Source organism: Streptomyces sp. NPDC023527, from assembly GCF_055560115.1.
The window spans coordinates 23,013-42,984 of the sequence record NZ_JBVHJJ010000022.1; the positions used below are offsets into that span (position 1 = coordinate 23,013).

Annotated in this window: 18 protein-coding genes; 11 read left to right on the plus strand and 7 right to left on the minus strand. The window is 72.1% G+C overall.

Annotated features, from left to right (window positions below):
- Positions 1–12 precede the first annotated feature (12 nt).
- The gene (locus ACZ303_RS31370; RefSeq protein ID WP_467343882.1) at positions 13–291 is read left to right on the plus strand and encodes a GlsB/YeaQ/YmgE family stress response membrane protein; all 279 of its coding nucleotides are present in this window, start codon (positions 13–15) and stop codon (positions 289–291) included.
- 75 nt (positions 292–366) lie between these two features.
- Here the strand turns inward: ACZ303_RS31370 and tyrS are convergent, their stop codons facing one another.
- From tyrS to ACZ303_RS31385, 3 genes are all read right to left on the minus strand, one after another.
- On the minus strand, positions 367–1,791 hold the full coding sequence (gene tyrS / locus ACZ303_RS31375) for a tyrosine--tRNA ligase (protein ID WP_467343883.1): 1,425 nt from the start codon (positions 1,789–1,791) through the stop codon (positions 367–369).
- A 107-nt stretch (positions 1,792–1,898) separates the two neighbouring features.
- Positions 1,899–3,308 carry a metallopeptidase TldD-related protein gene (locus tag ACZ303_RS31380; RefSeq protein ID WP_467343884.1) on the minus strand — a complete coding sequence of 470 codons (1,410 nt, stop codon included), beginning with the start codon at positions 3,306–3,308 and terminating at the stop codon, positions 1,899–1,901.
- A gap of 254 nt (positions 3,309–3,562) precedes the next feature.
- On the minus strand, positions 3,563–5,098 hold the full coding sequence (locus ACZ303_RS31385; protein WP_467343885.1) for a TldD/PmbA family protein: 1,536 nt from the start codon (positions 5,096–5,098) through the stop codon (positions 3,563–3,565).
- Positions 5,099–5,304: 206 nt separating this feature from the next.
- Here ACZ303_RS31385 and fabG point away from each other — a divergent pair, with 206 nt between their 5' ends.
- The 7 genes from fabG (at position 5,305) to ACZ303_RS31420 (ending at position 10,082) form a co-directional block, all read left to right on the plus strand.
- Complete coding sequence (gene fabG / locus ACZ303_RS31390) at positions 5,305–6,009, plus strand: 3-oxoacyl-[acyl-carrier-protein] reductase (protein ID WP_467343886.1); 705 nt, start codon at positions 5,305–5,307, stop codon at positions 6,007–6,009.
- A gap of 5 nt (positions 6,010–6,014) precedes the next feature.
- Positions 6,015–6,785: an enoyl-ACP reductase FabI gene (gene fabI, locus ACZ303_RS31395; protein WP_467343887.1), complete on the plus strand. Its 771-nt coding sequence runs from the start codon at positions 6,015–6,017 to the stop codon at positions 6,783–6,785.
- A 243-nt stretch (positions 6,786–7,028) separates the two neighbouring features.
- The gene (locus ACZ303_RS31400; protein ID WP_467343888.1) at positions 7,029–7,367 is read left to right on the plus strand and encodes a hypothetical protein; all 339 of its coding nucleotides are present in this window, start codon (positions 7,029–7,031) and stop codon (positions 7,365–7,367) included.
- Positions 7,368–7,497: 130 nt separating this feature from the next.
- Positions 7,498–8,787 carry a CynX/NimT family MFS transporter gene (locus ACZ303_RS31405; RefSeq protein ID WP_467343889.1) on the plus strand — a complete coding sequence of 430 codons (1,290 nt, stop codon included), beginning with the start codon at positions 7,498–7,500 and terminating at the stop codon, positions 8,785–8,787.
- A gap of 20 nt (positions 8,788–8,807) precedes the next feature.
- Positions 8,808–8,924 carry an SGM_5486 family transporter-associated protein gene (locus tag ACZ303_RS31410; RefSeq protein ID WP_467343890.1) on the plus strand — a complete coding sequence of 39 codons (117 nt, stop codon included), beginning with the start codon at positions 8,808–8,810 and terminating at the stop codon, positions 8,922–8,924.
- 166 nt (positions 8,925–9,090) lie between these two features.
- A complete protein-coding gene (locus ACZ303_RS31415; RefSeq protein ID WP_467343891.1) occupies positions 9,091–9,303 on the plus strand; it encodes a hypothetical protein in 213 nt (70 codons plus the stop codon).
- A gap of 260 nt (positions 9,304–9,563) precedes the next feature.
- Positions 9,564–10,082 carry a SixA phosphatase family protein gene (locus ACZ303_RS31420; protein WP_467343892.1) on the plus strand — a complete coding sequence of 173 codons (519 nt, stop codon included), beginning with the start codon at positions 9,564–9,566 and terminating at the stop codon, positions 10,080–10,082.
- Between the two features lie 77 nt (positions 10,083–10,159).
- Here ACZ303_RS31420 and serB read toward each other — a convergent pair whose 3' ends face one another.
- Both serB and ACZ303_RS31430 read right to left on the minus strand, forming a co-directional pair.
- Positions 10,160–11,392: a phosphoserine phosphatase SerB gene (gene serB / locus ACZ303_RS31425; RefSeq protein WP_467343893.1), complete on the minus strand. Its 1,233-nt coding sequence runs from the start codon at positions 11,390–11,392 to the stop codon at positions 10,160–10,162.
- A 104-nt stretch (positions 11,393–11,496) separates the two neighbouring features.
- The gene (locus ACZ303_RS31430) at positions 11,497–13,158 is read right to left on the minus strand and encodes a streptophobe family protein (protein ID WP_467343894.1); all 1,662 of its coding nucleotides are present in this window, start codon (positions 13,156–13,158) and stop codon (positions 11,497–11,499) included.
- Positions 13,159–13,391: 233 nt separating this feature from the next.
- Between ACZ303_RS31430 and ACZ303_RS31435 the strand changes: the two genes are divergently transcribed.
- Positions 13,392–15,980: an ABC transporter ATP-binding protein/permease gene (locus ACZ303_RS31435; protein ID WP_467343895.1), complete on the plus strand. Its 2,589-nt coding sequence runs from the start codon at positions 13,392–13,394 to the stop codon at positions 15,978–15,980.
- Positions 15,981–16,053: 73 nt separating this feature from the next.
- Here the strand turns inward: ACZ303_RS31435 and ACZ303_RS31440 are convergent, their stop codons facing one another.
- Both ACZ303_RS31440 and ACZ303_RS31445 read right to left on the minus strand, forming a co-directional pair.
- Positions 16,054–16,761 (minus strand): transglycosylase SLT domain-containing protein, encoded by a 708-nt coding sequence (locus tag ACZ303_RS31440; protein ID WP_467343896.1) that lies wholly within the window; start codon positions 16,759–16,761, stop codon positions 16,054–16,056.
- 341 nt (positions 16,762–17,102) lie between these two features.
- Positions 17,103–17,804 carry a nitroreductase family protein gene (locus tag ACZ303_RS31445; protein ID WP_467343897.1) on the minus strand — a complete coding sequence of 234 codons (702 nt, stop codon included), beginning with the start codon at positions 17,802–17,804 and terminating at the stop codon, positions 17,103–17,105.
- Between the two features lie 162 nt (positions 17,805–17,966).
- Between ACZ303_RS31445 and ACZ303_RS31450 the strand changes: the two genes are divergently transcribed.
- Positions 17,967–19,175 (plus strand): GAF domain-containing sensor histidine kinase, encoded by a 1,209-nt coding sequence (locus tag ACZ303_RS31450; RefSeq protein WP_467343898.1) that lies wholly within the window; start codon positions 17,967–17,969, stop codon positions 19,173–19,175.
- Positions 19,168–19,821, plus strand: a complete 654-nt coding sequence (locus ACZ303_RS31455) for a response regulator (RefSeq protein WP_467343899.1) — start codon at positions 19,168–19,170, stop codon at positions 19,819–19,821. The genes ACZ303_RS31450 and ACZ303_RS31455 overlap by 8 nt, the downstream gene beginning before the upstream one ends.
- Positions 19,822–19,972: the final 151 nt, after the last annotated feature.

The following is a 19,972-nucleotide window of genomic DNA, read 5'->3' on the forward strand; positions in this document are numbered from 1 at the left end:
CGAGGAGGCGACATGAGCTGGTTGTGGGCAATCATCGTCGGTCTGGTCCTGGGCCTGATCGCCAAAGCGATCCTGCCGGGCAAACAACAGATCCCGCTCTGGTTGACGGTCATCTTCGGCATGATCGGCAGCGTTCTCGGCAACTGGGCCGCCACCGGCCTCGGCATCAATGAGACCAAGGGCATCGACTGGGGCCGACACCTGCTGCAGCTGGCGGGCGCGGTCCTCGTGGTCGGCATCGGCGACCGGCTGTGGGTCGGCATGCGCGGGGAGCGGAGAACCCACGCCTGAGCCGGGCCGACCGGGCGGCCGGTACGCGCGTCACGCGTATCGACCGCCCGGCCGGCGTGCTCCTCGCGGAGCGCTTTACAGACCGCTCAGCTGGGCGATCTTACGGCCGGCCTTGAGGTAGACCCCGGTCGGCTCGGTCACCCCGGACCCGGCCGCCTTGGCCAGGATCTCCCTGACCACCTCGGCCAGCGGGCGGATGGCCTCGGCCTCGGCCAGCACGACCGACTCCTGACCACCGGCGTGCTCGACGATCAGCCGCAGGCCGTTCTGCTTGGCGACCCGGCGGGCGGCCGAGGCGCTCGGCTGGAAGCCCAGGACCTGGCTGAGCACCGTCGTCGCGGGCTCCGCGCCGTGCTCCGCCAGCTCCACCACGGGCAGCGTCTCCACGTCCGTGAAGCTCTTCTTCGAGAACTGCGCCACGAAACCGGCACGCGCCGCCATGGCCGCCTCGACGCCGTACAGCGCGGTGACGACCTCGCCCGCCAGGACCTTCTTCAGATCCATCGGGTGCAGCGACCGCTCCTCGACCCGGGCCAGCGCCTGGGCGATCTCCTGGTCCGTCCACTCGGTCCAGGCCTTGAGGTAGGGCTCCATCAGCCGGTCCGGCACCGACATGATCTTGCCGAAGACATCGTCGGCGGGCGCGGTCAGCCCGACGTAGTTGCCCTTGGACTTGGACATCTTCGCGCCCGTGCCGTCCGTGCCCTCGATCAGCGGCATCGTGACGACCAGCTGCGGCTTCTGCCCCCGCAGCTCCATCAGCTTGCGGCCCATCTGGAGGTTGAGCAGCTGGTCGGCGCCGCCCAGCTCGACGTCGCACTCCAGCGCCACCGAGTCGAGGCCCTGGGCGATCGGGTACAGCAGCTCCGACATCGTCAGACCCGAACCGGCGGCCAGCCGGGTGCGGAAGTCCTCGCGCTGGAGCAGCTGCGAGACCGGCACCTGGGAGAGCAGGCCGAGCAGCTCCGGGAAGGTGTACGGGGCCAGCCACTCGCTGTTCTGCCGGAAGCTGACCTTCTCGAAGTCGAAGAACGGCCGGACCTGCTCGCGGTAGCCCGCCAGGTTCCGCGCGATGTCGTCGTCCGTCAGGGGCGGGCGCTCCGCCGTACGGCCCGTCGGGTCACCGATCTTGGCGGTGAAGTCACCGATGAGCAGGGTGACGTCATGGCCCATGCGCTGGAAGCGGCTGAGGATGATCACCGGCACGGCGTGGCCGAGGTGCACATCGGCCGCGGTCGGGTCGATGCCCAGCTTGATGCCCAGGCCCTTGCCCTCGGCCCGGCGCTGGTCGATGCGCTCGGCGAGCTTCTCCACCCCGGGCAGCACCTCGACCGTGCGCGAGGCGATCAGCTCGGCCTGCTCCTTCGCCGACAGATCCGTCAGGTCGAGATAGCGCCGCGAGCCCGTCTCCGTGAGCAGCCGCTGGACGGTCTGGTCGGAGGAGAGGTCCTGCGCGAGGAGCTCGCCGGCGCGGGCGACGGATTCGCCGAGGCGTGTCATGACATTCCTGGGGATCGGTGGGACGGACAAGTGAAGGGTGAGGCGAAAAGGGAAAGGGACAGGACGGACGCGGACAGTCTATTCGGCCCGGTCACACGCCCTGCCTGTCACACCCCCTGGCTGACCGAGCTCATGTTGAAGTCCGGGACGCGCACCGCGGGCATCGCGGCCCGGGTGAAGTAGTCGCCCCACTCGCGCGGCAGCGTCCGCTCGGTGCGGCCCGCCTCGGTGATGCGGGACAGCACCGACACCGGGGACTCGTTGAAGCGGAAGTTGTTGACCTCGCCGACGACCTCGCCCTTCTCCACCAGGTAGACGCCGTCCCGGGTCAGCCCCGTCAGCAGCAGCGTCGCCGGGTCGACCTCGCGGATGTACCACAGGGAGGTCAGCAGCAGACCCCGCTCGGTGGCGGCGGCCATCTCCTCCAGGGAGCGGGTGCCGCCGCCGTCCAGGATGAGGTTGTCGGCGAGCGGGGCGACCGGCAGGCCGGTCAGCCCGGCGCTGTGCCGCGTGGTGATCAGGTGCTCCAGCACCCCGTCGCGGATCCACTCCGTGGTGCCGAGCGGCAGACCGTTGTCGAAGACCGAGGCGTCGTCGCCGGAGCTGGCGGTGAGGACGAACGGCGCGCACTCCAGGCCCGGCGCGGCCGGGTCGCTGCGCAGCGACAGCGGCAGTCCGGAGAGCTTCTCGCCGACGCGGGTGCCGCCGCCGGCCTTGGAGAACACCGTGCGGCCCTCGGCCGCGTCCCGGGCGCCGGCCGACCACTGCTGGTAGACCAACAGGTCGGCGACGGCGGTCGGCGGCAGCAGCGTCTCGTACCGCCCGGCGGGCAGCTCGATCCGTCGGCTCGCCCACGCCAGCCGCCGGGCCAGCTCGGCGTCCAGCTCCGCCGGGTCGACGTCGGTGAAGTCACGGGTGGCGCGGCCCGCCCACGCCGAGCGCTTGCCGTCCGGCGACTTGGCGTTCAGCTCCAGGGCGCCGGTGGGCTGGTCGTGGCGCAGCCGCAGCCCGGCGGAGGTGCCCAGGTAGTGCGAGACCATCTCGTGGCGGGCGAAGCCGTAGAGCTCGCGGCCCTCGGCGCGGGCGCGCGCGAAGGACTCGCCGAGCGCGGGCGCGAACGCGTCGAAGACCGCCGGGGAGGTCTCGGCGGGCGCGTCGGTGAAGTCGGCGGAGTGCGGCACGCCCGTCACCAGCGGCTGGGCGTCCTCGGCCGGCCCCGCCTCCCGGGCGGCGGCCTCGGCGGCCCGTACCAGCGGCTCCAACTCGGCCGCCGTCACCGCCGATCGGGAGACGACACCCGACGCGGTGCCCTCGGCGCCGTCGACGGTCGCGATCACGGTGACGGTACGGCCGCGGGTGACGCCGTTGGTGGTGAGCGCGTTGCGGGCCCAGCGCAGATTGGCTGTGGACTCCTCACCCGCGATCACCACACAACCGTCGGCCCGCGACAGCTCCAGGGCGCGCTCGACGATCTCGTGCGGCTGGTGCGCGCTGCGCTTGGTCGTACGAGGGCTCACTGACCCGCCTCCTGCGTCGTGTTGAGACTGTGCTGTCCCGGGGGACGCCCCCCGGGCCCCCGGCCGGATCGGTGGTCGCGGCTCACTGACCCGCCTCCTGCGTCGTGTTGAGACTGTGCTGTCCCGGGGGACGCCCCCCAGGCCCCCGGCCGGATCGGTGGTCGCGGCTCACTGACCCGCCTCCTGCGTCGTGTTGAGACTGTGCTGTCCCGGGGGACGCCCCCCGGACCCCCGGCCGGATCGGTGGTCGCGGCTCACTGACCCGCCTCCTGCGTCGTGTTGAGGATGTTCACACCCTGGAAGAGGGCCGACGGGCAGCCGTGCGAGACCGCCGCCACCTGGCCGGGCTGTGCCTTGCCGCAGTTGAACGCGCCGCCCAGCACATACGTCCGCGGACCGCCGACGGCCGCCATCGAGCCCCAGAAGTCGGTGGTCGTCGCCTGGTAGGCGACATCGCGCAGCTGCCCGGCCAGCCGGCCGTTCTCGATCCGGAAGAAGCGCTGCCCCGTAAATTGAAAGTTGTACCTTTGCATATCGATGGACCACGACCGGTCCCCGACCACATAGATGCCCTTCTCCACCCCGGAGATCAGCTCCTCCGTCGACGGTCCGTCCGGCGCCGGGCGCAGGGAGACGTTCGCCATCCGCTGTACGGGCACGTGCGCGGGTGAGTCGGCGAACGCGCAGCCGTTGGAGCGTTCGAAGCCCGTGAGGCGGGCGATGCGCCGGTCCAGTTGGTAGCCGGTCAGGATGCCGTCCTTGACGAGGTCCCAGGACTGGGCCGCCACGCCCTCGTCGTCGTAGCCGACGGTCGCCAGGCCGTGCTCGGTGGTCCGGTCGCCGGTCACGTTCATGATCTTCGAGCCGTACTTCAGGGTGCCCAGCTTGTCGAAGGTCGCGAACGACGTGCCCGCGTACGCCGCTTCGTAGCCCAGCGCCCGGTCCAGCTCGGTGGCGTGGCCGATCGACTCGTGGATCGTCAGCCACAGGTTGGACGGGTCGACCACCAGGTCGTACGTGCCCGCCCGCACGCTCGGCGCGCGCATCTTCTCCGCCAGCAGCGACGGCATCTCCGCCAGCTCGGCGTCCCAGTCCCAGCCGGTGCCCGTCAGGTACTCCCAGCCCCGGCCGGCCGGGGGCGCGAGCGTGCGCATGGTGTCGAAGCCGCCCGTCGCCGGGTCCACGGCCACCGCCGTCAGCTGCGGGTGCAGCCGGACCCGCTGCTGGGTGGTGGTCGTACCGGCCGAGTCCGCGTAGAACTTGTTCTCCTGCACCGTCAGCAGCGACGCGTCCGCGTGCGCCACCCCCTCGCCCGCCAGCAGCCGACCGCTCCACTCCGTCAGCAGGGCGGTCTTCTCCGCGTCCGGCACGTCGAAGGGGTTGACCTCGTAGGAGGAGACCCAGGTGCGCTCGGCGTGCACCGGCTCGTCCGCGAGCTCCACGCGCTCGTCCGAGCCCGCCGCGGCCAGGATCTTCGCCGACAGCTTCGCCATCGCGACCGCCTGCCCGGCCACCCGCGCCGCCGCGTCCATCGTCAGCTCCACGCCCGCCGCGAAGCCCCAGCTCCCGCCGTGCACCACACGCACCGCGTAACCGACGTCGGTGGTGTCCTCGGCGCCCGCCAGCCGGGCGTCACGCAGCCGCCAGGAGGCGCTGCGCACCCGCTCGAAGCGGAAGTCCGCGTGCTCGGCGCCCAGCGCCCGGGCGCGGGCGAGCGCCGCGTCGGCCAAGGGGCGCAGGGGCAGGGCGAGAAATGACTCGTCGATGGAATGGGACGTGGATTGTGGCACAGAGTCCTCCCGGGAGTCGTCGCTGTGAATCATGTCGCGTCCGATCCGTCACTGCCCACCGTTTTCTGTAGGGACTCCACAGGGACCGAGATCGGCTCCTGTTAGAGGTGGGCTGCACGTAACGGCCCTCGGACAGATAGCTTTCGTACGGTACAGACGACCAATGGCAGCACTACGCGAGCTATACGTGAAGGAAGGGTGGTCCCTTGAGCCGCTCGGTTCTCGTCACCGGAGGAAACCGGGGCATCGGCCTCGCCATCGCCCGCGCCTTCGCCGAAGCGGGCGACAAGGTCGCGATCACCTACCGCTCGGGTGAGCCGCCGGAGGGCTTCCTCGCGGTCAAGTGCGACATCACGGACCCCGAGCAGGTCGAGCAGGCTTACAAGGAGATCGAGGAGAAGCAGGGCGCGATCGAGGTGCTGGTGGCCAACGCCGGCGTCACCCGCGACCAGCTGCTGCTGCGCATGTCCGAGGAGGACTTCACCTCGGTCCTGGACACCAACCTCACCGGCACTTTCCGGGTCGTCAAGCGCGCCTCCCGGCTGATGCTGCGCGCCCGCAAGGGCCGTATCGTGCTGATCTCCTCCGTGGTGGGCCTGCTGGGCTCCGCGGGCCAGGCCAACTACGCCGCCTCCAAGGCCGGGCTGGTCGGCTTCGCCCGCTCGCTCGCCCGCGAGCTGGGCTCCCGCAACATCACCGTCAACGTCGTCGCCCCCGGCTTCGTCGACACCGACATGACCCGGGTGCTCAGCGACGAGCAGCGGGAGAACATCACGAAGCAGGTCCCGCTGGCGCGCTACGCCCAGCCCGAGGAGATCGCCGCCTCGGTCCGCTTCCTCGCCTCGGACGAGGCCGCATACATCACTGGAGCCGTCATTCCTGTCGACGGCGGATTGGGCATGGGTCACTGAACGTCATGAGTGGAATCCTCGCAGGCAAGCGCATCCTCGTCACCGGCGTCCTCACCGAGTCGTCGATCGCCTTCCAGGCCGCGAAGGTGGCCCAGAACGAGGGCGCCGAGGTCATCCTGACCGGCTTCGGCCGGCTCTCGCTGGTCGAGCGCATCGCCAAGCGCCTGCCCAAGCCCGCCCCGGTCATCGAGCTGGACGTCAGCAACCAGGAGCAGCTCGACGGGCTGGCCGACAAGGTCCGTGAGCTCCAGGGCGACGACGCCCGTCTCGACGGCATCGTGCACTCCATCGCCTTCGGTCCGCAGGGCGCCTTCAACTTCCTGGAGGCGAGCTGGGAGGACGTCTCCACGGCCGTCCAGGTCTCGGCGTACTCCTACAAGTCGCTCGCCACGGCCCTGCTGCCGCTGATGCCGCAGGGCTCCGCGATCGTCGGTCTGACCTTCGACGCGCAGATCGCCTGGCCGAAGTACGACTGGATGGGCGTGGCCAAGGCCGCTCTGGAGAGCACCAACCGCTACCTCGCCCGCGACCTCGGCCCCAAGGGCATCCGCTGCAACCTGGTCTCGGCCGGCCCGATCAAGTCGATGGCCGCCAAGTCCATCCCGGGCTTCGAGGAGCTCGCGGACGTGTGGAACCACCGCGCCCCGATCGGCTGGGACCTGGCCGACCCGGAGCCGGCCGGCCGCGGCGTCGTCGGCCTGCTGTCGGACTTCTTCCCGCGCACCACGGGTGAGATCGTCCACGTCGACGGCGGCGTGCACATGATGGGCGCCTAGCAAGCCCACGCGCCGGACGGAGTCCGGCGCAGCCGCCCGAAGCCCGTGCGGCCCCCCGGGGCCGAACGGTGCGAGGGCGGCGTGCGGGAGGGTCGGCGGCGTGCACATGATGGGCGCCTGACGCCCGTAACGCCTTCACCGATGCCCGCCCCGGCACCCGCCGGGGCGGGCATCGCGCGTTCCCGGGTCGTGCGGTGGGCCGGGCGCCCGCACACTGGGGGAGGAGGGAGGAGGTGTACGGGTATGCGCTCCCCATTCCGCCGTACGGCCGCGCTGCTGTTCGCAGCCGGTGCCCTGGTCGGGACCGCGAGCCCGGCAGCCTTCGCCGAACCCACCGCCGCGCGCGAGGCGCCCCGCGAGGCCGAGTGCCGCACCCGCGTCCAGGGCTCCCACGCCACGGCCGACTGCTTCAACGGCAACTCCGACCCCGACCGCGTCCAGCTGCACATCGAGTGCGACCGCTGGTGGGACCCGGACATGGACACCGCCCCGGCCACGGTCGGGCCGGCCCAGCACATATCCTTCAGCGAGCGCTGCTGGCTGGGGATACGCCACGCCTGGGTGACCCACACGCCGGGATGACCCCGTCGCCGGATTCCCGCCGCCGGGTCCCCGCAGCCGGGCCGTGTCGGCCGAACGGGTGAAGCGGCTCCGCCGGTTCGCCGGGCCGCCGCCCGCACGGCGCCCCGCCCGTTCAGTGCATGATGCAGACATGTCATCCACCGCAGACGACGACCTCTCACCTCCCGGCACCACCCCGGCCCCCACCGCAGCGCCGCAGGCCCCGCCGCCGGCCGCCCGGCAGCGCCGGCTGCTGATCGTCGGTCTCGTCATCGCCGCCCTCAACCTCCGCCCCGCCGTCACCAGCCTCAGCCCGCTGCTGAAGGAGGTCCGGGCCGGCCTCGGGATGAGCGGCGCCGTCGCCGGCCTGCTGACCTCGGTGCCCACCCTGTGCTTCGCCGCCTTCGGCCTCGCCGCCCCCCGGCTCGCCCGCCGCTGGGGGCCGGCCGCCGTCGTCGGCGCGGGCATGGCGGCCATCGCCGTCGGCCTCGTCCTGCGGCCGTTCTCGGGCGGCGTCCCCGGCTTCGTCGCCCTCAGCGCGCTCGCGCTGGCCGGCATAGCGGTGAGCAACGTCCTCATGCCCGTCGTCGTCAAGCACTGGTTCCCCGACCGGATCGGCCCGATGACCGGCCTGTACTCCATGGCCCTCGCCGCCGGTACGACCGCCGCCGCGGCCGCCACCGTCCCGCTGACCGACGCGCTCGGCGGCGCGTGGCGGCTCGGCCTCGCCGCATGGGCCGCCCTCGCCGCCGCCGCGGCCGTCGTCTGGGCCGTGATCACCGTCCGCGAACGTACGGACGGTGCCGAACGAACCTCCGGCGCCCCGCGGGACGAGCCGCGCACCGGCATCACCCGCAGCCCCACCGCCTGGGCCCTCGCCGTCTACTTCGGCCTCCAGGCCACCGCCGCCTACATCGTCATGGGCTGGATGCCGGCGATCTTCCGCGACGCGGGGGTCTCCGCCTCCACCGCCGGGGTGCTGCTCGCGGTGACGGCGCTGATGGGCGTGCCGCTCGCCTTCGTCCTGCCGCGCCTCGCCGCCCGACTGCCCCGCCAGGGTGTCCTGGCCGTCGCCCTCGCCGCCTTCGGGCTGACCGGGTACGCCGGGCTGTGGCTCGCCCCGGCCGCCGGTGCCTGGGTCTGGGCGATCCTGCTGGGCATCTCCACCTGCGCCTTCCCGCTCGCCCTGACCATGATCGGGATGCGGGCGCGGACCGGTACGGGCGTGGTGCGGCTCTCCGCGTTCGCCCAGAGCACCGGCTACCTCATCGCCATCCCCGGGCCGCTGCTGGTGGGCTGGCTCAACGAGAGCACCGGCGGCTGGGACGCGCCGATCGCCCTCATGGCGGCCCTGATGGTTCCTCAGGTCGCGGCGGGCGTCCTGGCCGGGCGCGACCGGACCGTCGAGGACGAGCTCCGACCCGGCCGCCCGCCCCGTTGAGCGGATGGGACACTGGAGGCATGCCCGTCCTCGAACCGAACCCCAAGAACGGCCAGAAGATGCTGGTCACCATCCTCGGCGCGATGCTCGCCATCACCGTCGTCATCGGTGTGATCGCCACGCTCGCCGCACCCTGACCCGCCGGCGCACACCCCCGGGGGGTGGGGTCAGCCCCCCTGTCCCCTAGGGGGCTGGGCTCAGGGTGAAGTCGGTGGTTCACCGGATGGGAGCGGGGCGCCGCTCTCCGTAGGTTCGTAGTACACCGCGACAGGGCGGTGCACCGGACCACTCGGAGGAGACCCCATGTCCGCCGGTACGAAAGCCCGGACCCCCGGCACCGTGCAGACCAGGCTGCCCTGGTGGGCCCTCGCGCTGCCCGTCGTGGCCTTCGCGACCCTGCTCGCCCTGCTGACCGCGCCCGCGTCCGCCGAGCCGGGCGCCGGGCGCGCCACCCCGGGCCCTGTCGCCCGCGTCGTCGAGTTCGTCCAGGCGTCCTTCGCCCAGCCGGCACCCTGACCGACACGGCGGGCGCGGCGCGCCCCGGCCGTCGGCGGTGCAGCCTCCCGCCCCTCGCCCGAAAGCCTCCGCGCCGGAGACGCGGCGCTCGGAAGCGGATCGCCGCCTCCCGCCCCTCGCGGTGAAGCCCCTGCCCCCGGAGACGCGTCGCCGGAACCGACATGCAGCCTCTCCGCCCCTCGCGGAAGCCTCCCCGGCCTCGTGAGGAAGCCTCCCAACACCCCGCGCCCCGCCGTGCGTTTCATGCGAAGCTGGGAAACATGAGCGCCGAACCGACCCGCAGGATCGTCCTTTTCCGTCATGCCAAGGCCGAGTGGTCCGACGTGGACGACCATGAACGTCCGCTCGCGGAGCGCGGCCGCAGGGACGCCCCGATCGCCGGACGCCGGCTCGCCGGCGCCGGGATCGTTCCCGACCTTGCCCTGTGCTCCACTTCCGCCCGGACCCGCGAGACCTGGAAGCTCGCCGTCCATGAGCTGCCGCAACGCCCCCGGACGGTCTACGAGGACCGGCTGTACGAGGCATCCCTCGGCGAGCTCATCGCGGTGGTCAGCGAGACCTCGGAGGAGGTCCAGGACCTGCTGCTCATCGGACACAACCCCGGCATGCACGCCCTGGCCGACGCCCTGGCGGGCGAGAGCGAGGGCGATCTGCTCCCCCGGGTGAACCGCTCCGGTTTCCCCACCGCCGCGTTCGCGGTGCTCACCCTCGCGGGCCCGTGGAAGTCCGTCGAGCACGGTGTCGGCCGCCTGGTCGACTTCTGGGCGCCGCACGAGTAGTCGCCGACCGGCCGCCACACGGGGTGCGGGGCCCGGATGCCCGGTCCCGTACCCCGCGGGCGCTCACTCGCGGGCGCTCACTCGTGGGTGTTCGCCGCCTCGACCTCTTCGCGGGTGACCCCCAGCAGATAGAGCACGGTGTCCAGGAACGGCACGTTCACGGCGGTGTGCGCCGCCTGCCGCACTATCGGCTTCGCGTTGAACGCGACCCCCAGGCCCGCCGCGTTGAGCATGTCCAGGTCGTTGGCGCCGTCACCGATCGCCACGGTCTGCGCGAGCGGAACGCCCGCCTCGGCGGCGAACCGCCGCAGCAGCCGGGCCTTGCCCGCCCGGTCCACGATCTCCCCGGTGACCCGGCCGGTCAGCTTGCCGTCCACGACCTCCAGCGTGTTCGCGGAGGCGAAGTCCAGCCCCAGCCGCTCCCGGAGGTCGTCGGTGACCTGGGTGAACCCACCGGAGACCACGCCCACCTGATAACCCAGCCGCTTCAGCGTCCGGATCAGGGTCCGGGCGCCCGGCGTGAGCCGGACCTCCGCCCGCACCTTGTCCACCACCGACTCGTCCAGCCCCGCCAGCAGCGCCACCCGCGCGTGCAGCGACTGCTCGAAGTCCAGCTCGCCGCGCATCGCCCGCGCGGTGACCTCCGCGACCTCGGCCTCACAGCCCGCGTGCGCCGCGAACAGCTCGATGACCTCGTCCTGGATCAGCGTCGAGTCGACGTCCATCACGATCAGACGCTGCGCCCGCCGCTGGAGCCCGGCCGCCACGACCGCCACATCCACCCCGCGCGCCGCCGCCTCGGTGGCCAGCGCCGGGCGCAGGACCTCGGTCTCCACACCCGACACCGCGAACTCCACCGCCGTCACGGGGTACTTGGCGAGGCGGAAGATGCGGTCGATGTTGCCGCCCGTACCGGTGATGAGCGCCGCGATGGCCGCCGTCGACTCGGCGGTCAGCGGGTGTCCGAGCACGGTGACGTGGGAGCGCCCGGTGCCGCGCGGCCGGTTGTCGCCCAGGCCCGAGATGATCTCCGCCTGGAGGTGCAGGGAGTCCGCCCAGCTGTGCACGGTGGCCCGCAGCTCGCCCTCCGCGATGGCGCCCCCGGCCGGGGCGGTGACCAGCGCGCACAGGGTGATCCGGCCCCGGGTGACGACCTGCTCGATGTCGACGACGTCGACCGCGTAGGCGGCGAGCGTGTCGAACAGCCCGGCGGTGATGCCCGGCCGGTCCTTCCCGAAGATCTTGACGAGGAGGGTCGGTACGTCGTCGCCGGTGACGGCGGTGGCAGGCGAGGTCTGCGATGCGCTCATGGTGCTCTAACCGTATCCGCCCCCGGAGCCGGACCGTACAGGTGTCCCGGGGGCTGGACAGCGAAGAGAAGCGGACGGAATGGGAGATTCCGTATGAACGTCGCTCAACGCCGCCCCGGAGGCGGCCCCGGAGGCGGCGGCGGACCGTCCCCCGGTATGCCGCCGTACCGCTGCCCGCGCCGGGGCCGTGGCGGGGGCAGCGGACGGCCCGGCTGGGTGGGCGCGCTGTAGCGATCGTCGAACAGCGGCCGCTTGTACGGATTCGTCGCGTCGTGCGCGGGCCGGTGCACCGGCGAGGGGTTGTACGGACCCGGCAGATACGCCAGGTCGGGGTACGTACGAGCGTCCCCGCGCCCCGGCGGGGCACCCCGGGCGCGCCGCCCCGCCGTACCCGCCGCGCACGCCAGCAGCGCCCCGGCCGCCCCCGCGACCGCGCCCCACGCCGCCCCCAGCGCCAGTGCGACGGGCGCGTCACCCCGCAGCTCCAGCCCCGCCCCGAAGGCGTCGAAGCCCAGCACGGACAGCCCGGCGTCCACCTTCACCCGGGTCAGCAGCACCAGCAGCGGCAGGGCCACGGCCGTCGCCGCCCCCAGCCCCAGCGCGCACCGCCAGGCGAACGCCACCGGCCGCAGCCCGCCCCGCGGCGTACGGACCGCGGCGAGCACCCCCGCCGCGAGCAGCATCAGCGCGCACGCCAGGGCCAGCAGCCACACCCGCCCGTCGAGCCCCGCGAGCCGCCCGAGCGACACCTGCTCGTCGGCCCTGGTGCTCAGCAGCCGGTCGAGCGGGAAGGGCAGCACATCCGCCAGCGCCCCCGTGGCCGTACCGCGCCAGGGGACGAGGAGGCCCAGCGGCAGCGCCAGCCACACCCCGTTCGGCGCCCCCAGCAGTGCGGCCCCCAGCACCCGCTTCGGATGACCGTCGCCCACCGCCGCGTACGCCGCCGCAGCGACGCCCGCCCCGACCGCGAGCACCAGCACCGCGCACAGCGCCGAGACCGCCGGGCGCACGCGCCGGTGCACCACCTCCCAGCCGCGCGGCAGCGGCGCCCGGCGCGCGGCCAGCAGCGTGATCAGCAGGACGCCCAGCACCCACACGGTGGCGCCCGCCAGGGAGCGCCCGGTCTCCACCGAGAAGCCGACGGCGGCCTTGGCGTCGGCCAGCCCGCCGAGCCGGTCGGCCGGCCCGCCGCCGATGCTCCCGATGTCGCCGAGGCCGGGGATCTCCAGGTGGGGGCCGTCGGCGGCGCCCCCTCCGCCCTTTCCGCCCCCGACGCCGAGGCTCGCCCCGTCGATCGTGACCGTGTCCTTGCCGGCCCAGGCCAGGCCGCCCAGGAGCAGCGGGAAGAGCACGGCCACCGCGCCCACCCGCGCGGCGAGCTCCGCCGCGCGCAGCGTCGCGCCGGCCGCCCGCAGCGAGCGCGCGAAGACGACCCCCAGCAGCAACGCCCCCACCAGGCTCACCCCCAGTGGCGCGATCTCGATGGCGGTGTGCGCCGCGGCACCCTGGAGACCGAATGCCTCCACGGCACCCGATGGGGTGACGGAGCCGCCGACCGCGAGCACGACCACCGCCGCCGTCATCGGGCCGAGCGCCCCCGCCGCATCCGCCCCGAGCAGATGCAGCCCCAGTGCCGCGACGCCGGCCATCGCAAGAAAAGACCAGCTCACAGCGGCTATCGAGCTGAGCAGCAGCTCGACGAGGCGTATGTGGCCCCGTGCGCCCCGTGCCCCTTGTGTCCCGCGCCCGTCGTCACCCACGGTCATCACGGCCCCCCCGAATCCGACCCCCGATGCCCGGATCCGCATGATCCATACGTATCCGTGCCGGTAACCACTCTCCGGGCGTGTTTCGCCGCCGTCAACGGCGCCTGTTACAGGGTTGCGTCAGTCCCGAGTTTCGGTTCGGCGACTGTGCCTGAAATAGTTCCTCCCGATGTTCGCCATCCCTAGACTCCCTCTGCAGGGGGCTCATCGGGGGACAAGTAGTGGGGCATGGAGTGCCGGAACTCGTACTGGAATTGAATGGACAGACCTGGACGCTCGATCCGTCCAGGTCCTACACCCTCGGGCGTGACCCGCAGGGCGACATGGTGCTGCAGGACGCCCGCGTCTCATGGCGGCACGCCACCGTGCGCTGGGGCGGCCGCAGTTGGGTCATCGAGGACCACGGCAGTACCAACGGCACCTATGCGCAAGGTCAGCGGATCCACCAGTTGGAGATCGGCCCCGGCGCGACCGTGCACCTGGGCAACGCGACGGACGGCCCGCGGCTGACGCTCGCGGCCGCCGGCGCCGGTATCGGCGCCCCCGCCGGCGACCTGTACGGCGCGCAGACCGCGATGGCCACGCCGCAGGTGCAGCCGCAGGCCCCGCAACACCACCAGCCGCCGCAGCACCAGCAGCCCGGTGCCGGCTGGCAGCAGCACCAGCAGCCCCCGTACCAGCAGCAGACGCCGGAACCCTGGCAGCAGCAGGCGCAGCAGCAGGCGTACGTTCCCCAGCAGTCCTCCGACGCGCAGCAGCCCCCCGCGCACGGAGGCGCCCCCGGCCACGGCTCACCGGCCGGCGCCCCGCCGGTCTACGGCGACCGCAGCCCGACCAGCTTCCACCAGATGGCGGTCGGCCGGGTCATGCGCATCGGTCGTGCCCTGGAGAACGAGCTGGTCGTCTCCGACCTCCAGGTCTCCCGCCACCACGCGGAGTTCCGGGCCACCGGCGACGGCCGCTTCGAGATCGTCGACCTCGGCAGCCACAACGGCACCTACGTCAACGGTCAGCCGGTCCGCCAGCAGATCATCGGCCCCCACGACATCGTCGGTGTCGGTCACTCCACCTTCCGCCTCGTCGGCGACCGGCTGGAGGAGTTCGTCGACACCGGCGACGTCTCCTTCTCCGCCCGCCACCTCACCGTCACGGTCGACGGCGGCAAGCAGATCCTCAAGGACGTCTCCTTCGGCGTCCCCGAGAAGTCGCTGATCGCCGTCATCGGCCCGTCCGGCTCCGGCAAGTCGACCCTCCTCAAGGCGCTCACCGGCTACCGCCCCGCCAACGAGGGCGACGTCCTCTACGACAACCGAAACCTCTACAAGCAGTTCGCCGAGCTGCGCCAGCGCATCGGTCTGGTCCCGCAGGACGACATCCTGCACAAGGAACTCACCGTCCGTAAGGCGCTGCGCTACGCCGCCAAGCTGCGCTTCCCCGGCGACACCGCGGCCTCCGAGCGCGAGGCCCGGATAGGCGAGGTGCTGACCGAGCTCAAGCTCGACATCCACGCCGAGAAGAAGGTCACCTCCCTCTCCGGCGGCCAGCGCAAGCGCGTCTCCGTCGCCCTGGAGCTGCTCACCAAGCCCTCGCTGATCTTCCTGGACGAGCCCACCTCCGGCCTCGACCCGGGCATGGACCGCGACGTCATGCAGCTGCTGCGCGGCCTCGCCGACGACGGCCGCACGGTCCTGGTGGTCACCCACTCGGTCGCCGAGCTGGCCATCTGCGACAAGCTGCTGGTGATGGCGCCGGGCGGCTCGGTCGCGTACTTCGGCCCGCCCGAGGAGGCGCTGAACTTCTTCGGCTACGAGACCTGGGCGGATGTCTTCTCCGCCTTCGAGAACTACCGCGACTACGACTGGTCCGGCCGCTGGCGCGGCTCGCAGCACTACCAGATGTATGCCGCCGACATCGACGCCGTCGCCCCGCAGTCGGTGCACGTGCAGCCGCAGATGGTCCAGCCGCCCAAGGCCCAGAGCTGGGGCTCCCAGCTGTGGACCCTGATCCGCCGCTATGTCTCGGTGATCGCCTCCGACCGCGGCTTCCTGGCCCTGATGGTGATCCTGCCCGCCGTGCTCGGCGCGGTGAGCACGGTCATCCCCGCCGACTCGGGCCTCGGCCCCGGCCCGGCGAAATCGGCGTTCCAGAACCGCGACGCCGGCACGATCCTGCTGATCCTCGCGGTCGGCGCCTGCTTCGCGGGCGCGGCGAACTCCGTCCGTGAGCTGATCAAGGAACGGGTGATCTACGAGCGCGAGCGGGCGACCGGCCTGTCCCGCTCGGCGTACCTGATGTCGAAGGTCGTCGTCCTGGGTGTGATCACGGCCTTCCAGGGCGCGCTCATCAGCGTGATCGGCTTCGGCGCCCGCGGGGAGAAGTTGCCCGAGGAGGGTGTCATCCTCAGCAACCTGCCGACGGTCGAGATGGCCCTGGTGATCATGGCGCTCGGCTTCACCTCGATGATGTTCGGCCTGATCATCTCCGCGCTGGTGAAGACCGCCGAGAAGACCATGCCGCTGCTGGTGATGTTCGCGATCGTCCAGGTCGTCTTCACCGGCGTGCTCTTCCAGATCTTCGACAAGATCGGCGTCGAGCAGGTCGCCTGGCTGATGCCGTCCCGCTGGGCGATCGGCGCCGCCGGAGCCACGGCCAACCTCAATGTGCTCATGCCGTGGCCGGGCGCCGGCAAGGACCCGCTGTGGGAGCACACCGCGAGCCAGTACATCGTCGACATGGGCGTCCTGCTCGGCATCGGCGTGCTCTGCGGCTTCATCGTCGTCCGGCTGCTGCGCCGCCACGAGCCCGAGGTCATGCGCAAGTAGCGCGCCCCGCACACGCGCCGAAGGGCGGCACCCGGTCCGGGTGCCGCCCTTCGGCGTCGCTGTCCGCGCTCGATCAGTAGGCGGAGTTCACGTTGTCCATCGAGCCGTAGACCTTCCACGCGTAGTTGCACGCGGCGGTGATGTTGGCGACCGGGTCGTAGATGTCCCAGGAGGTGCCGTCGACGTGGTACGCCTTGAAGGTCGGGTCGATCACCTGGAGCAGACCCTTGGAGGGGATGCCGGCGGCGGCGTTGGAGTCCCAGTTGTTGATCGCCTTGGGGTTACCGGTCGACTCGCGCATGATGTTGCGGTAGATGCCGTCGTACGAGCCGGGGATGCCCTTGGCCTTCATGATGTCCATGGCCTCGCGGATCCAACCGTCCAGGTTGTTCGCGTAGGTCTTCGGGGCCGGGGCAGGGGCCGGAGCGGCCTGGACCGGCTTGCGCTCCTCGGAACGGCTCGCGGCCTGCTTCTCGGCGCGCTCCTTGTCGGCCTTGGCCTTCGCCTCGGCGTCGGCCTTCTTCTTGGCCTCGGCGTCGCGCTTCGCCAGCTTGGCGGCGTTGTCCGACTGCTTGCCCAGCTGGTCCTGCTGGTCCTGGACACCCAGGGAGGTGGCGGTCCACGCGACCGGCTTGACCGCGATCGACTGGGTCTCGGCGTCGGCCGAGCCACCGGGAACGACGGCGAACGCCAGGGCGGCGACACCGGCCGCGGCGATGCCGGCGGCGGAGAACTTGTGGGCCTTGGTCAGGCGGCTATAACCAGAGATGGGGGAGCGCATGCTGAGCTGAACCTCTTCCAATCGCGTGAGTCGCAGAGCCCGGATCGGCGCGTACAAATAGCGCCGCGTCTCGATCGACGGCGCCATGCGACTCGGCAATTGTTAGCGGCTGCGAAAACACCTGGCAAAGGTGTGACGTACTACCCGGCTTCGTTGCGACGGGCCCCGCGGACCGGCCCGCAAACACGGCGGAATCGGCCCGGCTACCCGTTTACGACACCCTTATGCGTCCACTAGGCCGGATCGTAGGTGATCTGGGTCCTATGCCCGGGCTCACACCGGTCGGTACTCCCCCTCACCCGGTGTGAGCGCCCTCGTGCTTTGCGTGTGTGATCGTTTGCTCAGATCTCGACGAGCACCTGGTCCAGGCTCTTGCGCACCAGGTCCGGCACCTGGCAGTCCGCCGCCGGATACCCCACCGGGATCACCGCGAAGGCCTTCTCGTTCGCCGGCCGCCCCAGCACCTCGGACAGGAACCGCATCGGGCTCGGCGTGTGCACCAGCGCCGCCAGCCCGGACAGGTGCAGGGCGGAGAGCAGCATCCCGACCGCGATGCCGACCGACTCGTCCACGTAGTAGTGCTTGCGCTTCTCGCCGTCCTCGCCCAGCCAGTACCGCTGCTGGAAGACCACGACCAGTGCCGGGGCGTCCGTCAGGTGCGGCTTCACCTCGTCCGTGCCCAGCGGCCGCAGCGCCGCCAGCCACTCCTCGCCCAGCCGCCCCTCGTAGGAGACGCGCTCCTCCTCCTCGGCGGCCTGCCGGATCCGCCGCCGCACCTCGGCGTCCTTCACCAGCACGAACGTCCACGGCTGCTGGTGCGCCCCGGACGGCGCCGTGGCCGCGCACGCGATCGCGTCCCTGACCACCTGCTCCGGCACCGGGTCGGCGGAGAACTGCCGCACGGTCCGCCGCCGGTCCATCCGCTCCCGCAGCTCGGCGGCGCGGGCGAGGGACTCGGCGGCGGGCATCCGCTCGGGACGGTAGGGAACCGGCCGGTAGGGGTCGCCGTGGGTAGGTGTCCACTGAGTCGTTGGTATAGACATGCTCCGAGTCTGGTCCCCGGCCGGCCGCCATGAGGGCCACATCGCGGAACTCGTCGCGGCCCGCGCAGGGCCCTCCGGGCCGTACGACCTAGGCCGCAGGGCGTAAGCACCTGCCGCCGCCGGTCCGATACGCCCCCGCGGTGACCTCGGTACCGTGACGGCATGACTGCACCGCCCGACGGCCCACGCTCCGGTCTGACCGCCGTGAGCACCGCGCTCCTCGCCATGAGCCGGCATCTTCAGGTGCGCGACGTCCTCAAGACGATCGTCGTCTCGGCCCGGGAGCTGCTGGGCGCCGAGTACGCGGCCCTCGGCGTCCCGGACGATCACGGTGGCTTCGCCCAGTTCGTCGTCGACGGTGTCAGCGAGGAACAGTGGAAGGCCATCGGCCCGCTGCCCCGCCAGCACGGCATCCTCGCCGCGATGCTCCAGGACGCCACCCCGCAGCGCCTCGCCGACGTCCGCGAGGACCCCCGCTTCGGCGGCTACCCCGCCGCGCACCCCTCGATGACCGACTTCATCGGGATGCCGGTCGCCGACGGCGACGAGATCCTCGGAGCGCTCTTCCTCGCCAATAAGAGGACACACAAGAAGAAGGGGAGCAAAAGGGGGAAAGAGGAGGAAGATGCCCCGACATGCCCCGTCGGGGCACCCGCCTGCGGCTTCACCGCCGAGGACGAGGACCTCCTCCGCGTCCTGGCCCAGCACGCCGCCATAGCCCTCACCAACGCCCGCCTCTACGAGCGCAGCCGCGAGCTGACCATCGCGGGGGAGCGGGCCCGGCTCGCCCACGAGCTGCACGACGCCGTGGCCCAGAAGCTCTTCTCCCTGCGCCTGACCGCCCAGGCCGCCACCGCGCTCGTCGACCGCGACCCCGCCCGCGCCAAGGACGAGCTGCACGAGGTGGCACGGCTCGCCGCCGAGGCCTCCGACGAGCTGCGCGCCGCCGTCGTCGAGCTGCGCCCCGCCGGTCTCGACGAGGACGGGCTCGTCGCCACCCTGCGCACCCAGATCCAGGTCCTGGACCGGGCCCACAGCGCCCGGGTCACCTTCGCCTCCCACGGCGTACGGGCGCTCCCGGCCGCCCAGGAGGAGGCGCTGCTGCGCGTCGCCCAGGAAGCCCTGCACAACGCCCTGCGCCACGCGGAGGCCGAGCGCGTGGAGGTCTCCCTCGTCCGCCGGGGCCAGGGCGCGGTGCTGCGGGTCGCCGACGACGGGTGCGGATTCGAGCCCGCCGCGATCCGCCGGGCGGGCCGCCACCTCGGGCTCGTGTCCATGCGCGACCGGGCCGGTGGTGTCGGTGGTGTTCTGACCGTTGCCTCGGAGCCCGGGAAGGGCACCGAGGTCGAGATGGAGGTGCCCGGTGGCTGACAACAAGGACGCCAAGATCCGTGTGGTGCTGGTGGACGATCACCAGGTGGTCCGCAGGGGCCTGCGCACCTTCCTGGAGGTCCAGGACGACATCGAGGTCGTGGGGGAGGCCGCGGACGGCGCCGAGGGCGTCGAGCGGGCCGAGGAGCTGCGCCCGGACGTCGTCCTCATGGATGTGAAGATGCCGGGCACCGACGGCATCGAGGCGCTGCGGCGGCTCCGGGAGCTGGCCAACCCCGCCCGGGTGCTGGTCGTCACCAGCTTCACCGAGCAGCGCACCGTGATCCCGGCATTGCGCGCCGGAGCCGCGGGGTACGTCTACAAGGACGTCGACCCGGATGCCCTGGCCGGCGCGATCAGGTCCGTGCACGCGGGACACGTCCTGCTCCAGCCCGAGGTGGCCGGTGCCCTGCTGTCCCAGGAGGAGGCCGGAAGCGGCCAGGGGCGGGGCAACGCCCTCACCGAGCGGGAGCGCGAGGTGCTGGCCCTGATCGCGGACGGGCGGTCCAACCGGGAGATCGCCCGCGCGCTCGTGCTGTCCGAGAAGACTGTCAAGACCCACGTCTCGAACATCCTGATGAAGCTGGACCTCGCCGACCGCACGCAGGCGGCGCTGTGGGCCGTGCGACATGGGATCGGAGCATGATCGCGGTCATACCGGAATGTCGTCTTCAGATCTGAGATTCATACGGTCGTGTAGTCGTGGACCTGGGCCCGCAACCTGACCGAGCGTGACCCGTTTTCCATGGCGTACCGCGGCGGCTGGCCGTGGCAACGCTCCAGGAAGGCAAATAGAA

Excerpts from the sequence above, each read along its gene's own strand:
- ACZ303_RS31370 (WP_467343882.1), top strand. The coding sequence starts at position 13 with ATGAGCTGGTTGTGGGCAATCATCGTCGGTCTGGTCCTGGGCCTGATC.
- tyrS (WP_467343883.1), bottom strand. The coding sequence starts at position 1,791 with ATGACACGCCTCGGCGAATCCGTCGCCCGCGCCGGCGAGCTCCTCGCG.
- fabI (WP_467343887.1), top strand. The coding sequence starts at position 6,015 with ATGAGTGGAATCCTCGCAGGCAAGCGCATCCTCGTCACCGGCGTCCTC.
- ACZ303_RS31400 (WP_467343888.1), top strand. The coding sequence starts at position 7,029 with ATGCGCTCCCCATTCCGCCGTACGGCCGCGCTGCTGTTCGCAGCCGGT.
- ACZ303_RS31405 (WP_467343889.1), top strand. The coding sequence starts at position 7,498 with ATGTCATCCACCGCAGACGACGACCTCTCACCTCCCGGCACCACCCCG.
- ACZ303_RS31410 (WP_467343890.1), top strand. The coding sequence starts at position 8,808 with ATGCCCGTCCTCGAACCGAACCCCAAGAACGGCCAGAAGATGCTGGTC.
- ACZ303_RS31415 (WP_467343891.1), top strand. The coding sequence starts at position 9,091 with ATGTCCGCCGGTACGAAAGCCCGGACCCCCGGCACCGTGCAGACCAGG.
- ACZ303_RS31420 (WP_467343892.1), top strand. The coding sequence starts at position 9,564 with ATGAGCGCCGAACCGACCCGCAGGATCGTCCTTTTCCGTCATGCCAAG.
- serB (WP_467343893.1), bottom strand. The coding sequence starts at position 11,392 with ATGAGCGCATCGCAGACCTCGCCTGCCACCGCCGTCACCGGCGACGAC.
- ACZ303_RS31430 (WP_467343894.1), bottom strand. The coding sequence starts at position 13,158 with ATGACCGTGGGTGACGACGGGCGCGGGACACAAGGGGCACGGGGCGCA.
- ACZ303_RS31440 (WP_467343896.1), bottom strand. The coding sequence starts at position 16,761 with ATGCGCTCCCCCATCTCTGGTTATAGCCGCCTGACCAAGGCCCACAAG.
- ACZ303_RS31445 (WP_467343897.1), bottom strand. The coding sequence starts at position 17,804 with ATGTCTATACCAACGACTCAGTGGACACCTACCCACGGCGACCCCTAC.
- ACZ303_RS31450 (WP_467343898.1), top strand. The coding sequence starts at position 17,967 with ATGACTGCACCGCCCGACGGCCCACGCTCCGGTCTGACCGCCGTGAGC.